General features: G+C 68.4%; 14 protein-coding genes. 4 read left to right on the forward strand and 10 right to left on the reverse strand.

Annotated elements, in window-relative coordinates:
- The first annotated feature begins 170 nt into the window (after positions 1-170).
- Genes RCH12_RS11940 through RCH12_RS11955 form a run of 4 tightly spaced genes read left to right on the forward strand, consistent with a single transcriptional unit; the run spans position 171 to position 4,073 of the window.
- A complete protein-coding gene (locus RCH12_RS11940) occupies positions 171-1,169 on the forward strand; it encodes a glycosyltransferase family 2 protein (protein WP_327016997.1) in 999 nt (332 codons plus the stop codon).
- Positions 1,166-1,891 (forward strand): hypothetical protein, encoded by a 726-nt coding sequence (locus RCH12_RS11945; RefSeq protein WP_327016998.1) that lies wholly within the window; start codon positions 1,166-1,168, stop codon positions 1,889-1,891. Before RCH12_RS11940 ends, RCH12_RS11945 begins: the two co-directional genes overlap by 4 nt.
- Positions 1,888-2,730 (forward strand): hypothetical protein, encoded by an 843-nt coding sequence (locus tag RCH12_RS11950; RefSeq protein ID WP_327016999.1) that lies wholly within the window; start codon positions 1,888-1,890, stop codon positions 2,728-2,730. The genes RCH12_RS11945 and RCH12_RS11950 overlap by 4 nt, the downstream gene beginning before the upstream one ends.
- Positions 2,727-4,073, forward strand: coding sequence for an O-antigen ligase family protein (locus RCH12_RS11955; RefSeq protein ID WP_327017000.1), 1,347 nt, complete (start codon positions 2,727-2,729; stop codon positions 4,071-4,073). The genes RCH12_RS11950 and RCH12_RS11955 overlap by 4 nt, the downstream gene beginning before the upstream one ends.
- A 47-nt stretch (positions 4,074-4,120) precedes the next feature.
- Here RCH12_RS11955 and RCH12_RS11960 read toward each other — a convergent pair whose 3' ends face one another.
- From RCH12_RS11960 to RCH12_RS12005, 10 genes are all read right to left on the reverse strand, one after another.
- Entirely contained in the window at positions 4,121-6,034 is a 1,914-nt protein-coding gene (locus RCH12_RS11960) for a DUF4082 domain-containing protein (protein ID WP_327017001.1), read from the reverse strand.
- A gap of 36 nt (positions 6,035-6,070) precedes the next feature.
- Positions 6,071-7,270 (reverse strand): glycosyltransferase, encoded by a 1,200-nt coding sequence (locus RCH12_RS11965; protein ID WP_327017002.1) that lies wholly within the window; start codon positions 7,268-7,270, stop codon positions 6,071-6,073.
- Positions 7,267-8,532: a glycosyltransferase gene (locus RCH12_RS11970; RefSeq protein WP_327017003.1), complete on the reverse strand. Its 1,266-nt coding sequence runs from the start codon at positions 8,530-8,532 to the stop codon at positions 7,267-7,269. Before RCH12_RS11970 ends, RCH12_RS11965 begins: the two co-directional genes overlap by 4 nt.
- Positions 8,529-10,058, reverse strand: a complete 1,530-nt coding sequence (locus tag RCH12_RS11975; RefSeq protein WP_327017004.1) for a lipopolysaccharide biosynthesis protein — start codon at positions 10,056-10,058, stop codon at positions 8,529-8,531. Before RCH12_RS11975 ends, RCH12_RS11970 begins: the two co-directional genes overlap by 4 nt.
- On the reverse strand, positions 10,049-11,131 hold the full coding sequence (locus RCH12_RS11980; protein WP_103430595.1) for a DegT/DnrJ/EryC1/StrS family aminotransferase: 1,083 nt from the start codon (positions 11,129-11,131) through the stop codon (positions 10,049-10,051). The genes RCH12_RS11975 and RCH12_RS11980 overlap by 10 nt, the downstream gene beginning before the upstream one ends.
- A 20-nt stretch (positions 11,132-11,151) precedes the next feature.
- Positions 11,152-11,787, reverse strand: a complete 636-nt coding sequence (locus tag RCH12_RS11985; RefSeq protein WP_103430577.1) for an acetyltransferase — start codon at positions 11,785-11,787, stop codon at positions 11,152-11,154.
- Entirely contained in the window at positions 11,784-12,941 is a 1,158-nt protein-coding gene (locus RCH12_RS11990) for a DegT/DnrJ/EryC1/StrS family aminotransferase (RefSeq protein ID WP_327017005.1), read from the reverse strand. The genes RCH12_RS11985 and RCH12_RS11990 overlap by 4 nt, the downstream gene beginning before the upstream one ends.
- The gene (locus tag RCH12_RS11995) at positions 12,938-13,933 is read right to left on the reverse strand and encodes an NAD-dependent epimerase/dehydratase family protein (protein ID WP_327017006.1); all 996 of its coding nucleotides are present in this window, start codon (positions 13,931-13,933) and stop codon (positions 12,938-12,940) included. The genes RCH12_RS11990 and RCH12_RS11995 overlap by 4 nt, the downstream gene beginning before the upstream one ends.
- Positions 13,930-15,009, reverse strand: a complete 1,080-nt coding sequence (locus RCH12_RS12000; RefSeq protein WP_327017007.1) for a Gfo/Idh/MocA family protein — start codon at positions 15,007-15,009, stop codon at positions 13,930-13,932. The genes RCH12_RS11995 and RCH12_RS12000 overlap by 4 nt, the downstream gene beginning before the upstream one ends.
- A gap of 93 nt (positions 15,010-15,102) precedes the next feature.
- The coding region (locus RCH12_RS12005) for a DUF4082 domain-containing protein (RefSeq protein ID WP_327017008.1) at positions 15,103-15,308 on the reverse strand (206 nt) is incomplete at its 5' end.

The raw sequence follows: 15,308 nt of genomic DNA on the forward strand, positions 1-15,308 counted from the left end.
CCCCTCTCTGGGGTCCGACGGTCTGCCTCGACCGGGATACTGTCTGCTCCGACGGGGACCCTGGTCCTGTCAATTGCACCGTGGGTCTGGCTCGCGATACCTGCCACATTTGCTTCGAACCAAGGGGGTGAACGCGTGTACTCATCACGTCGACCCTGCCGGTTCCTGCCATGACCGCGTTGACGCCCGACCGGTTGCCGTCGCCAGCCGCCGGGCGCGACACCTTCGTCAGCGCTGACCAGCCGGCCGATGTCGCGGTCATCATCGTCACCTACAACAGCGAGGCAGACGTCGGGCCGCTCCTCGCCAGTCTGAGAGACGCCACGCCGTCTGTGCGGATGTGCGTCGTCGTTGTCGACAACGATTCGGCCGATGGCACCCTCGGTGTCCTTGCCGAGCACGCCGACATCACCGTGCGCTCCAGCGGCGGCAATCGCGGCTACGCCGGCGGAATCAACGTGGCGTTGAGGCTTGTCTGCCGTGCACGCAGCATTCTGGTGCTCAACCCGGACCTGGTGGTTCGGCCGGGCAGTGTGCGTGAGATGCTCGACTGCCTGGATTCAACCGGCGCCGGCGTCGTCGTTCCCCGCCTGGTGGATTCCCGCGGCGCCCTTCAGACGTCGCTCCGCCGCGAACCGACGGTGCTGCGGTCGTTCGGCGAAGCGCTGTTCGGCTCTCGGGCCCGGCGGAGGCCGGGCTGGCTCTCCGAGACCGTCTTCGACCAGGAAAGCTACCGGCGCGCGCACGTTGTGGAGTGGGCCACCGGAGCCGCCCTGCTGATCGACCGGGCGCTCGCCGACCGCCTCGGTGATTGGGATGAGCGGTACTTTCTTTACTCAGAGGAAACCGACTACTTCCGCCGCGCCCGGAACGCCGGCGCAACGGTGTGGTACGACCCGGCCGCGACCGTCGCTCACCGCCAGGGCGGCTCAGGTGTGTCGGCCGGGCAATCCGCGCTGATGTCCGTGAACCGGGTGCGCTACGCCGAACGGCACGGCACCCCCGCCGCCGCCGCGCTGGTGCACGTTGCGGTCACACTCCATGCGGCCCTCCGGGCCCACCGGGCAGCCGATCGCTACGCCCTGACCGTGCTGCTGGATCGTCGCCGGTGGAGGACCCTTCCCCATGCGACGAACACCGCCGCCTCTCCGATCGGGATGGGCGAATGACCGCCGCCGGCCTGCTGCGGGTTCTCCTGCGACGCTGGTATGTCGTCGTAGCCGTTTTCGCCGTCCTGGGCGTCACTTTCGTCACCCTCGATGAGGCCGGCGGCGCTTACGTCTCGCAAACGAAGGTGGTCTTCGTGGTTCCCGATGCCGCAGCCGTCGGCGTCTTCGACGACCGACAGCGGGATACCCTGTTGGAATTCGTCGGGGCCATCGAGCAGGAGATCAACGACGGAAAGCTGCCCGACCGTCTGTCGCCGGACGCCCCACTCTTCGGCGCGGGAGTGTCCGAGGGGTATCAGGTCGTCATACCCAACACCGGCGGGCAGTGGGAGTACAGCTTCCCCGACCCGGTGTTGTCGGTCCGGGTCGCCGGTCAGGATCCCGACAGGGTCAGAGAGACCCTCAACACTCTCCTCGACCGGATCGACGTTCTCACCGCCGACCGGCAGAGCACCCTGGACCCCCGGGATGTCATCAGCACGGAGCGGGTCCCGGCCGAGGCCACGGTCAGTCACGTCGGCGGATCCCGCAGAACACAGGCCAGGGCCCTGCTCGTACTCGGGCTCGTCGGGCTCGGAGTGGCCGCGACCGCGGCAACGCTCGTCGACCGGCTCGCCGGCCGGGCTCCCAGACCCCGCCGCCAAGACGGGACGGCCGGCCAAACCCTGCCGCCCACTACTTCACCGGGCACAACCGCCCAGCAAACGGAGCGTGTGACATGACATTGAAGAACTTCCTGCGAGGCCTTGGACGGCGCTGGTATGTGGTGCTGATCGGTTTGGTGCTCACTGGCGTCGCTGCCGGCGTCGTGTATTCCGAGGTGCAACCCACCTACCAACGCACCGCGACCCTGCTCCTCATGCCCGCGGCCTCGAGCGTTCCCGAAGGAGAGAACCCCTACCTGTTCCTCGGCGGCCTCGGCCAGGCCAGTGACGTGTTGGTGAACACGATGGCGTCGCAGACCGTGCGGGAGTCGTTGTTGGATGGGCATCCGGCCGCTGACGCCACCGTTCAGCGCATCGCGACCAGCAGCGGTCCGCTCCTCTCCGTCACCGCCACCGGCAGCACCAACAGTGAGGTTGCCCTGGTCCTCGACCGCGCCCTCTCCGGCGTGCAGACAAACCTCAGTTCCCTGCAGACCCGAGCCGACGTTCCGGAGGTTGAGCGCATCACCGCGATGCCGCTCACCACAGACGAAACCAGCACGGTGATCCAGAAGAGCCGGCTGGAAGCCGTCGCCGCAACAGCTGCCGCCGGCTTCGCTCTCACCCTGCTCCTGGCCGGTTTGGTGGACGGGCTGCTGCTGTCCAGGGACAGGAGGCGCCGGTTGGATCCGCCCGTTGCCGATTCCGCCGGCACGCCGGATGACGTTGAGCTCGAAGACGGCCCGGCAACCGAGGACTCCGACGACGACCTCGGCGCACCCCAGGGTCCGAGGGACCCGGACCTGTCCCGATCCGGCGACCGCCGGGTGCTCGCCGGCGTCCCGGACGGCTTCGACGACAGCACGATCCCGGTCAAGGCCGGCGCGGACGCCCGCGCTCCCGAGCACGCCGAATGAGCAGGCCGGCGCCCGCGGCGACCCGCGCCGCCGCGACGGAGCGAGGTCCCCGTCGGGGGATCGACGGACTGACTGTTCTCACCGTGTACGTGGTTCTGCTGTTCGCGGTTCCGTCCGGACTCACGATCACGGCCCTGGGGTCGGCGGGACGGCCCGCGACGCTCTGGGCCCTCGGCGCGGGGCTCTGGTGGTGCTGGCATCAGCTGCAGCGTCAGTCCCCTCTACCACCGGGCCCGCGACGCGTATCCGCGGCACTGTTCGCCCTCCTCGCGGTGGCGGGCTTCAGCTACGCCTGCGCCATGCTTCGCGGTCTGCCAACCGACGAGGTCAGCCCGGCTGACAATGGGCTCCTGCGCCTGCTGGCGTGGGCCGGGATCCTGCTCGTCGGCATCGACGGTCTCCCCAGCGTCGGCGAACTACGGGTCCTGCTGCGCAGGCTCGCGTGGGCGGGCGGAGCGATGGCGACCCTGGGCATCCTTCAGTTCCTCACGGGCAACCTGCTCCTGGAGTTCTGGCACTTCGTGCCGTTCACGATGTGGGAGGGCCCCACCTCGGACGCACTCGACCAGCGAGCCGGCTTCATCCGCGCGTCCGGAACGGCGATCCACCCGCTTGAGTACGGCGTCGTCCTGGCCATGGCTTTTCCGATCGCCCTCGCCCTGGCCGTCGAGAATCGCTCGGCGCATCGCCTGCTCCCCTGGCTGCCTGTCGGCATGATCGCAGTCGCATCACTGCTCTCGGTCTCCCGGTCGACCCTGATCGGCCTCGCCGTGGGACTGATCATCATGTTGCCCACCCTCTCCCGCGGCGTCCGGATGCTCATTGTCACCGTGGGCGGCGCCCTGACCGTCGCGATAGCGGTGCTCGTCCCCGGGATGATCGGCACGATCCGCGGCCTGTTCACCGGACTGGGGTCGGACCCGAGCACCGCATCACGAACGACCAGCTACGACATCGCCATCGACTACATGAACCGGTTCCCGGTCGTCGGCAAGGGATTCGGAACCTTCATCGCCAAGTACCACATCTTCGACAACCAGTACCTGCTCCTGGCGATCGAGTTGGGAATCCTGGGCGTCATCGCGTTCCTCCTCCTGGTCGTCGCCGGCATCGTCAGTGCGGCGCAGGCCCGCCGCACGGCGACCGACAGCTTGGACCGGCAGCTGGCTCAGGCCCTGGTCGCAGCGCTCGTCGCGGGCAGTCTGCTGATGGCCTTCTTCGATGGTTTCGCGTTCTCGATGTCTGCGGGGATGCTCTTCCTGGTCCTCGGCCTGGCCGGGGGTGCGCGGCACCTGCTCGCCGCACGGCCGCCCGTGCCCGGTCAGCCGGTGGCGACCCGATAGGACAGTTGGACTTCCGGGCAGTCGGCGGTTCGGCCCGCGGACACCCGCTACTCGCTGCCCGCCTCCGCTGTGAGAGGCACCCGGTAGATGTGGTAGCTGAATTCCTCGGCGAAGGTGTCGGTGAATCGTCCCTTGCCGTCGACCGCCAGGCTGCGATCCTCTCCGAGCACCTCGACGTTCGTGCCGTCGACCCCGGGCGGCAGGGTGAAGGTACGCTTCCCCGGGCCGGCAGAGCCGTCGACCATCGCGAAGATGTAGGCCGACCCTGCATAGGTCTTCACCATGGTGTCGAGCTTCGGACCGAAGGTGTACTCGTAGGACTGGGTGTTGAGCACCGGGGCGAGGGAGTGGATCTGAGCGTTCACCGACTTCACGGCGGCGACCTGGGCATTGCCACAAAAGCCCGGGGTGACCTGAGATTGGCGGAAAACGTTGCTGCTTTGGCACGTTCCACTGAGGCTCTGATTGAAATAGGCAATCCCTCGGGCTTCGTTGATGATCGAGTTCATCACCGCCCCCGTGAGCTGCCCCGGGGTGAGGTAGGACTCCGGCGCGGCATCCGGCGGACCGCCGTTCAGGTTCTCCACCCACTGCCAGAGCGGTTGCAGTTCTCCGTCTGCGGCATCCTGGGCGCGGAGGGAGTTCATTGTGGCGCCGTAGCTCGACGCGGTGCGACAGGTCTCCTGCGCGACCGGGGTCAGATACACATCCCGATACGGGGTCTGGTCACAGAAGGGGATGCTGTACCAGTACATGTCCACCGACACCACATCGGTGTATCCGTTCACGTACTGGCGCGCCGCCTCCTGCGGGAGGTCACGTGCGATCACCATCTGGGTGAAGTTCGCGTAGCGGAAGCGCCCGTCGTCGGGGAGGGCGTCGACCAACCCCTGGAGGTGCTTATGCCCGTCTGCCGGAGTGAATCGGCCGTCGACCTCATCGTCCAGGAACTGGCCCACCCAATTGCCGCTGTCGGCGGTGAAGCCGTCGTTGAGCTGTCCGCCGATCCAGAACACACCGTTGTCGGCAAAGAGCCGGTACGGCGTGCCATCCCACATGCCGCTGTAGGTGTTGATGCCGAGTGACTTGTCGTAGACGACCTCCTCATCGGTGCTGAAGTTGCCGAACCAGGAGACGATAGGGAAAAACGTCGGGTCGTCCCAACCGGCCGCATCGGCCTTGCTGAACTGTTTCCAGTAAGCCGGCCCGCCTTCCCAGGGAACCCGCGGAAGGGCCAGCGTGGCCCCGGTATCGCTCGGGGGCACCGTGATCGGGTCGGGCGCAGCCGGGGTCGGGGTAGAGGCCGATCCGGCCCGGGCCGAGGGACTCGCGGCCCGCGGGTGGCCTTCCGGCACCGTTTCACCCGGGGCGGCGGGGCGGAACCTGACGTCTACGTAATAGTTGGTGTCCTCGAACGACGCGGTCGGGAAGCCTCCGGACCCGTAGCGGAAGACCCCGCCGCCGGCCGGAACCGACAGCGCGCCGCTGGTATGCGGGTCGGCGAGCGCGCCGGCATCCGAGGCATAGTGACCCCGTGGCGCGAAGTAGGAGGCGACATAGCTGTGGCCACGGTGAACCGGCACCGGTTCGGCAAAGGTGGCTTCCTGCCATCCGGTGGAGGATTCTCGGGTGAATTCCACCCGAGTCAGCGGGCTCCCGCCACCGTCCCACAGAGTTCCCAGGTGTGGTCCGGTGTTGCCTGTGCCCTTGTAAAACCGGAGACCGGTCACCCAGCCATCCCGGGTGCTGGTGAAGCGCACGCCCACTTCCACCGGCGCATCGTCCGATGCCGCGGCCACGGTGGGGGTCGGTGAACCGAAGATGTTGGCCTCTGCCCGTGCCTGTCCCGCGACGCCGGCCACCAGCGACAGTGCGGCCACAACGACCACGACGCCCGCTGCGACGATCACCGCCCACCGCCGGCGGCTCGCCGTGATGACGGTGGTCTGTTCCGATGGCATGTGCTGCTCCCTCGCGATGGCCGAACTGCCGGGTGCTCAGGTGAGCGCGCCGGATGCTGCGGGTCGTGATCGGGGCGTCGCGCGGACACCTGAGCTGCCCGCGGGGACAACGAGGTCCAGGAGCCGCCCCGCCCGGACGTCCCAGCTGTGGGACGCCGCAAATTCGATCCGGCGTCGGCGGTCGGTCTCAGCCTCCGCGCCGCGTGCCGGGTCGGAAACGATTCGCTGCACGTGCTCAGCGAAGTGCCGCGGATCAGTCCCGACGTTGATCAGGTCGGTGTTCAGCCACTGGACTGCCGGCAGATCCGTCGACACCACCGGCAGCCCGTTGGCCAGGTATTCCAGGGTTTTCAGGGGAAAGCTGGCTCGGTTGAATGACGTGATGCGATACGGCGTCAGGCCGACCGCCGCCCCCACGAGGTGACCGGGTAGTTCCGCGAACGGAACCTCCCCGAGCCAGGTCACCGTGTCTGCGGCGAGAAACGCGTCGAGGCGGACCGTGATCCGGGGATCACGCTCAGTACGCGGTCCGACGACCAGGATCGGTACCCCGCTCGCCAGCACCGCTTCGAGCACGTCGAAGTCCAAGCGCTCATTGAGCTGTCCGACCAAGGCGGCAGCGGGTGCCGGGTGCCCACCGTCCGGTTGACGCCGGCCGGCAGACACAACGGGTTCGCAGCCGTTGGGCAAGACTTCGACCGGGCGGTCGCCGGCAAGACCGCTGACTGTTGCGGCGAGCTCCGGGGTGACCGCGGCGACGACGTCCGCCCGGGACACGTTCTTTCGGAGGATCCGGGAAATACCAGACTGGGGCAGATCCAGCAGGGCAGCGCCGGCCACCCAGTCGTCGGTGAGGTAGAGCAGCCGACTACCCCGCACCCGTCTTGGGAACCGTGCCCGGGGAGTCGCCACCACGACTGCGGTCACCTCTGCGTTCAGCTTCCTGACCGCCCAGCGGACCGCCCAGGCGCCCAGGGCACCCGCGATGGAGAGCATTGCCCGCTTCGACGCGAACGGCACGGTGACGCTGCGCAGCCGAACGATGTTCGGGCCCTCGGCGACAAGCTGAGGCAACGGCCAGCGGTAGTTCCGGCGCAATGTCCTCTGCACCGCAACCGGAGGGTCAACCCAGAGGACCGGGATACGTCGGGCCAGCGCCGCCGTGAGACGCCGGTCGGTTCCCGGAACGGCATCCCATTCGGCGCCGGCGATGTAGACCAGGTACGGCAGTGTCACGAGCCCGCTCCCGTCGTCACCGGGAGGCTTCCGGGCCGAACTCTCGCCGGACGGGCGTTGAAGTCGTCGGTCTGCTCGATTCCGATCAACCGGCGTACACGTTTCCCCGCGTAGTACCGGGCGTAGCGGGTCAGGGCCGCAGCATCGTGCCGGACCTGCTGCCCGCGCGTGACCCGCAGCTGGAGTGCTGCGCGATAGATGGCCAGTTGGGTCACGGCTGCGGCCTCCACCGAGAATCGCCCGTGCACGGTAGCCAGGCCGAACGCGCCGACTTCCGCTCGAAGACCGGCGTCCTCGAGCAGTTGCCGGAGGATGCCCTCCAACCGGGCCGGACCCGTTTCGGCCGATTCTCCCACCCCGTACCACCCGGCCCAGAGGAATTCCGGCAGGGTATCCGGGGTGAGGAGCTCCCAGTATCCGCCCTCCCCCTGCACCACCAGCGGTTTCGCGAAGGCGAGCGCCTTCAACGCAGACCCACCCATGCCGAGCATCACATCGGCTGATTCGTAGACGGGTCGGGGATCGGTCACCTCGCCCAGCAGAACAACGGTGCCGGCACCCGAGTTCGCGTTGACGTGCGCGGCACGGGCGGCCACCTCCTCGCGGGCGGGCCCGTCCCCGGCGATGACGAGCCGAATGGCCGTGTGCCGGGCCAGTGCTCCGACGGTGTCGATCGCCGTGAGGATTCCCTCCAGCTTCAGCTGATGGGCGAACCTGGTCACCATGCCGACCGTGAACAGACCGTCGTCGCCGGCTCCGAAGACCCCGGCGGGCACGGCACCCGGATGATTCTCCGTCAGGTCGACCGGCGGCTCCAACAGGCTGACCGAGGAGCGACCGAAGGCACGCTCGGCGGCGGCGATCGCCTCGGTCCCGACCGCGAGTGGCAGGCTTTTCGGAAGGAACGGTGCGACCGCCATCGACATCACGGTGGAGACCGCGACGGCGGATGGCTGCAGCCGGCTGGCGAGGATGCACTCCAGCGCCGGGGGCCACTCGTAACCGTGCAGCACATCGATCTTCCGCTCCACAACGAGGTCGGCGAGCGCACGGGCCACCCGGGGCGACGGGCGACGGCCCGGTCGTGGAGCCGCGACGAATTCGAGACCCAGATCGGCGATCCGCTGCACGAGCGCACCCGGGGTGCCGAAGACAATGACCCGGTGACCACGGCGCTGCAGCGCGGCCGCAATCTCAATCGCGTTGAGCTGGCTCCCGCCGATTCCGAGGTCGTGCGGGTAGACGAGCACCCTGAGCGTCATGCGCGCTCCCCGGTCACACGCCGGGCCAGCCAGCTGGTCGGCCAGGCGAGGCCGGCCAGAACCCGGCCGAAGGTTCGGGAACGGCGAAGCGACGGCGGCACGAGCGGGAGAAGCAGCGGTGCGGTCAGCACCAGGTAGAGGATGCCGCCGGCCAACCCTCCGAGCAAGAACTTCGCCGGAGCCGCTGACACCAGCATCGCCACGGCCCACGCTGTCCCTCCGGCCGCGGTGCCGGCACAGACCGGCCAGGCAATCGCCCGCACCATCACACCGAACGGCCGAGGGATCGTTCGTCGCAGCATCAGGAGATACAACGGGAGGATGACTCCCGCGCTCACCAGGATGTGGGCCAGTCCCACGCCCACCAGACCGCCGTATCGGACGCCGACCGCCATGGCGGGCAGGAGCACCGCGAGAGCGGCGACCTGCACGAGGAGCAGACCGCCGGTGCGACCGGTGGAGATGATGATGTTCGCCAGGAGGAGGCCCAACACGAAGATGACCCCGTAGACGGCGAGGACGACCAGGGCCGGTGCGGCTCCCGTCCACTGGGTTCCATAGATGGTGGTGAGCAACGGTTCCGCGAGGGCGAGGGTGAGTGCGCCGATCGCGCAGGCCACCAGGGCGACAGTTCGGCAGGCCTGAAGCAGGGCGCCCCGAAGGTCCCCGCCTTCGTGACGCACTCGGGAGAACGCGGGTTGAACGATGCCGTTCAGGACGGATCCGATCACGGCGGTGGACCAGGCGGCGATGGTGAACGCCAGCGAGTAGAGCCCGGTGGCTTCAACACCCAGGGTGCGGCCGACGAAGACGTAATCCACATTGAGCAACGCCTGGCTGAGCAGGTTGGCCAGTGCGAGCGGCAGGCCGAAGCGAATCAGCATTCCGATCTGGTCCCGCCGAAAGCCCGGCCGGTAGCGTTTTTTGACCTTCAGGGTGAGGATCACCCCGGTGACCAGCTGCGCCGCGACCCGCGACCAGGCGAAGGCCAGCGCCCCGTCGCCGGCGAGTGCCACCAATAACAGGACCGCGCTGCTCGGAACGAACGCGATCGCTGCCGCTCGAAAGATCACATCCTGCCGGAAGTCGCGTTGGATCAGGGCCCCCGGCACCACGAACGGCCCGATGAGGGCCACCGAGAGCGCCATCACCCGAAGCGGCCCTGCGGCATCCGGGGAGCCGAGGGCAGCGGCGAGAGGGTCGGCGAAAACGGCCATCGCGGTGCCCAGCACGAGGCTCGTGATGATCGAGACCGTGGCGATCGTCGGCGCGATGCGGTCGGGGTCGAGGTCGTTGCGGAGCAGCGCCGAGGAGATGCCGAGTTCGGCGAGGCTGACGACGACCCCCTGCACGACCATGGCCAGGGCGAACACCCCGAACGCCTCCGGGGCCACGATCCGGGCGACGACCGCCATGATCGCGATGTTGGCGAAGCGCAGGAACAGGGTGCTGCCGGCCGACCAGAGCGCCCCCCTGCGCACCTGATCGCCGAGGACCGAGCCGGGTGAGGCGTCGGTCACAGGCATGATTGCAGGGTGTCGACCACCCGATCCTGCTGCTCGTCGGTGAGGCCGGGGTAGATCGGCAGCGAGAGGATCTCCCCGCTCAGGCGTTCGGCGACGGGGAACGGGCCCTGCCCCCTGGCCAGGTCAGCGAAGGCGGGGAGCTGATGCACCGGGACCGGGTAGTGGATGCCCACGCCGATACCCGCGTCGCTCATGTCCTGATACATCCGGTTCCGTTCCGGCACCCGCACCACGAATTGGTGGAACACGTGCTCGTTCCCTGGCGCGGTTCGGGGGGTGACCACTCCGGGAGCCCCGTCGAGCAGGGCGGTGTACCGGGCGGCAAGGCGTCGGCGTTCGGCGTTCCACCCGTCGAGCAGGGCGAGCTTGGCGGACAGCACCACGGCTTGCAGGCTGTCGAGCCGGGAGTTGGTCCCCACGCTGAGGTGCTCGTACTTGCGCACTCCGCCGTGGTTGCTGAGCGCACGCACCTCGGCGGCGATCGCGTCGGAGGATGTGATCACGGCCCCGGCGTCACCGTAGGCGCCGAGGTTCTTACCGGGGTAGAAGCTGGTGCCGGCCACGTCCCCCAGGGACCCGGCGCGCCGACCATGGGACCGCGCCCCCTGGGCCTGCGCCGCGTCTTCGACCAGGACGACGTCGGGGCCGACCAGCAGACGGAGTTCGTCGATCGGCGCGGCTTGACCGTACAGGTGCACGGCGATGACCGCTCGGGTCTGGGCGGTCATCCGCTCGCCCACACTGACCGGGTCGAGGAGGAAATTCTCGTCGCAGTCGGCGAAGACCACCCGAGCGCCGGCGCGCAGAACGGCTTCGGCACTCGCCACGAAGGTGTTGGCGGGGACGATGACCTCGTCGCCTGCGCCGATGCCGCTGGCGCGCAGTGCGAGCTCGAGCGCGTCGGTGCCGTTACCGACACCGATCACGTGTCGGCTGGTGCAGTAGTCCGCGTATTCCCCCTCGAACCGGGCGACGTCGGGGCCCTGGATGAAGGAACTCGCCGCGATGACCCGGTCGAAGCCCTGCCGAACCACGTCGGCGATCTGCTGATGCTGCCCGGCCAGGTCGAGCATCGGGACTCGTTCGGTGGTCTTCACACTGCGCTCCTCTGATAGACGGACCGGGCGGGGACACCGGCCCAGGTTTCGCCGGCCGGCACGTCGGCGATGACAGCGGCGCCCATTCCGATGATCGCGCCGGCTCCGACGACGACGTTCTGCCGAACGGTGGCGTTCATGCCGAGGTAGGCACCCTCGTGCACGGTGACTCCCCCGGCGAGGGAGACTCCGGCGGTGAGAGTGGCAAAGTCACCGACGACCACGTCGTGCGTGAGGGTTGCCTGCGGCATGACCACGACATGCCGGCCGACTCTGACGTCGGCAGTGAGCACGGTGTGCGCCAGCAGCACACTGCCCCGACCGACGGTGCAGGAGGCGGGGACACGTGCCGAGGCGTCGATGACCGTGACATACCGCTCCGGTTGCACCTGCAGGGCGGCCAGCCGGTCCGCCACCCGGCGTCGCCCGGCGCCGGAGCCGACGCAGATCAGGAGCCCGGTGCGGTGCCGTGCGGCGAGTTCTAACCCGCCGATCACGTCGATCCCCGCGACGCGGCTGCCGTGCAGCTCCTCATCGTCGTCGAGGATTGCCACCCAGCGGAAATCACGCTGTTCCGCCGAGACGACCTCTCTCGCCAGGCCGCTGGCGGCGAGGAGGATGACGTCTCTCATGCGGCGCCCCGGCGACGGGTGGACGAGACCTGCACCACGGCATCGATCACACGGTCCTGGTCAGCATCCGCCAGCTCGTGATAGAGCGGCAGGATCAGCGTGTTGTCGGTCAGGCGCTCGGTGACGGGAAGCGGAACGTTGTGTTCGACCCAGTCCCGGTAGGCCGGTTGGCGGTGTGCCGCCATGATGCCGCGACGGGCCGAGATGTCCGCCTGCGCCAGCGCCGCGAGGAGGCCCTCTCGATCCGTGGGAAAATCAGGGAGCACCTCGACCCAGTAGGACTGGAAGTTCGAGGTTCCCCACTCCGGGTCGCTGACCACGCGCAGACCCGGCACCGCGGCCAGGGCGACGCTGTACCGCTCCGCCAGCTCCCGTCGCTTGCGCACGATTTCCGGCAGGCGTCCGAGTTGCACGATCCCGATCGCGGCCTGAAGGTCGGTCATCCGGTAGTTGAATCCGATCTCCCGGTATTCCTCGGCCGGCGAAAGCACGCTTGCCTGGCGGCTGGCGGCCGAGAGGCTCATCGAGTGCTCCCGAAGCTGCCGGGCGCGGGTCGCCCACGCCGTTTTCGACGTGGTCAGCATCCCGCCCTCGCCGGTGGTGAGGAGCTTGCGCGGGTGGAAGGACCATGCGGCGATACTGGCCCCGGCACCGACCGGGCGCCCCCGGTAGGTGGACCCGGCGCCGCAGGCCGCGTCTTCGATGACGACGATCCCGCGCCGTTCGCACACCGCACGGATCGCGGCCAGGTCAACCGGGATCCCGCCCTGGTCCACCACGACCACCGCTCGTGTGCGATCGGTGATGACCGCGGACACGGTCTTGGCGGTGAGGTTGCCCGTCGCCAGGTCCACGTCGGCGAAGACCGGGCGGGCGCCGACATAGGTGGGCGCATTGGCGGTCGCGATGAACGAGAAGGAGGGAACGATCACCTCGTCCCCGGCCCCGACGCCCGCGACGACGAGTGCCAGATGCAGGGCCGTGGTGCAGTTCGACGTCGCCACGGCGTACTCGGCGCCCACGGCCGTCGCGAATTCCTCCTCGAACCGGGCCACCCGGGGTCCTTGCGCGACCCAGCCGGATTCGATCACTTCGGTGACCGCCTGGATCTCGTCGGCGCCGATCCACGGCTTCATGACATTGATACGGCTCATGAGGTCACCAGCGTTCGGCCGGCGGCGATGTCCTCGCGGAGGGGTGCCCACCAGGCCACGAGTTCCCGGAGACCCTGATCGAGCCCGACCCGGGCTTCGAACCCGAGATCCCGCCGGGCTGCGGAGACATCAGCAAGTCGGCGGGCCACTCCGTTCACCGCCCGGTCGGGGCCGTGCTCAACCGGCACGGTCGAATCCATCGCTCGCAGGAGGTGCTCCGCCAGTTCGAGCAGGCTCGTCTCCACCCCGCTGGCGATGTTGTACACGCCGTCACGGCTGTCACTCGTCGCAGCGAGAAGGTTCGCCCTGGCGATGTCGGCGGTGAACACGAAGTCCATGGTTTGGCGGCCGTCCCCGAAGATCAGCGGTGCTTTCCCGTCGATGATGCGCTCCATCCACCGCACCAGGACTTCGGTATAGAGGCCGTGCACGTCCATCCTCGGACCGTAGACGTTGAAGTACCGCAGCGCCACGAAGTCGAGGCCGCTCATGGCTCTGAAGCTGCGCAGCATCCCCTCGTTGAAGGACTTCGCCGCACCGTAGAAGGTGTCGTTGTTGTGGTGATGGTGGCGCTCCGAGGTGGGGAACTGCTCCGCGAGTCCGTACACCGACGCGCTGGACGCGGTGATGAGCTTCTCGACGCACCGGTCGGCCGCCGCCTCGAAGACGTTGAAAGTGCCGTCGACGAGCACCTCGAGGGCCAGGCGCGGATCTTCGGCGCACTGAGTGATCCTGAGTGCCGCCTCGTGGAAGACCAGGTCCTTGCCCGCGACGATGTCGTGGACCAGGTCCCGGTCACGCAGGTCGCCTTCCACCAGAGTCACCCGACCGGACGCCAGGGCCGCGGTGAGGTTGTCGCGCCGGCCCCTGACCAGGTTGTCGAGGATATCGATGTGCGCAGCACCGGCATCCAAGAGCTGGTCGACGATGGCCGAACCGATGGTGCCGGCGCCGCCGGTGACAAGGACATTCGCTCCGACCAGGCCGCTCATGACGCCTCACCGATCAGGCTCAGGTCGTCGGCACTGGCACGGATGTCGGCAACGGGTGCGAGTTCGGCCGCCGCCAGGCTCCTGGTCGCCGCTTCCAGCACCGCCAGTACCCGCAGCCCCGACTCCCCGTCGGTCCTGGCGGGACGTTTCTCCCGGATGCTGCGGGCGAACTCCGTCGCCATCGCACCGAGGGCCTCGTGTTCGGGGAGGGCGGGCGACCACGTGTCACCCAACCGATAGGAGATCGTCGACTCCCGACGCGCCTCCCCGCCGACGGCCTGCAGCGACAGGTCGACGCCGCGGTCGTAGACGCTGACCCGCTGTTGCGGGTTCAAGTCGTCCCAGACCAGGGTTCGTTTGGTGCCGCCGATGATCATCTGGCGAATCTTGGTGGGGCTGAGCCAGTTCACGTGCACGTGTGCCATCGCCCCGTTCGCCAGCGGCAGCGCGAGGTATCCCACGCACGCCTTACCCGCCCCGAGCGGATCAGCACCGTGGGCCGACACCGACAGCGGCCGCAACCCGCCGGGAAGCACGAAGTCGATGATGGACAGGTCGTGAGGGGCGAGGTCCCAGAAAACGTCGACGTCGGGCTGGATCAGACCGAGGTTCACGCGCACCGAGTCGATGAACAGGATGTCGCCGAGCGCTCCTTCCGCGACAAGCTCCCGGATCTTCAGGACGGCGGGCGTGTAGCAATAGGTGTGGTCGGCCATGAGGACCAGTCCCCTGTCGGCGGCCGCTCGAACCATGTCCCGGCCCTTGACCCCGGTGTCGGCGAGAGGTTTCTCCACCATCACGTGCTTGCCTGCGCTCAGGGCGGCCCTGGCGATGCCGTGGTGGGTGGCGGCCGGCGTGGCAATGGCCACGGCGTCGATGTCATCGGATTCCAGCAGCTCGTTGAGCGATGTCACCACGCGGGCGCCGCCGACACCGTCGGCGACCCGTTGGGCGCGGTCCCTGTCGAGGTCACAGATCGCGACCAGGTTCCAGTCCGGGCTGGCGCGGAAGTTGCGGGCGAGGTTCGGCCCCCAGTATCCGGCGCCGATGACGGCGATTCGAAGTTTCGTGTTCACTGATACCCCCAGGGTGTTGTGGGCGTTCAGGACCGCTCGGGTGACGGGCCTGTCATGCGAGGCTTCACCGTGGGTTCGGTGAAACCGGATTCTCTAGCCGGATCGTGTGAAGACCACGTCGACGAAGTAGTTCTCCGCCTGCCAGCTGTTGGTCGGGAAGCCGCCGGCGGCTCCATAGAGGTACCGGCCGTTGGACGTCGTGCTGGCGGTCAGCGGACCGACGGTGCGTGCCGTGGCGAAGTAGTTCGGCGTCGCGGAGTACCGGCCGTTGGGTGCGAAGTAGGACACCACGTAGGTCT

The organism is Cryobacterium sp. MP_3.1, from assembly GCF_035984795.1.
GTDB classification, from domain to species: Bacteria; Actinomycetota; Actinomycetes; order Actinomycetales; family Microbacteriaceae; genus Cryobacterium; species Cryobacterium zongtaii.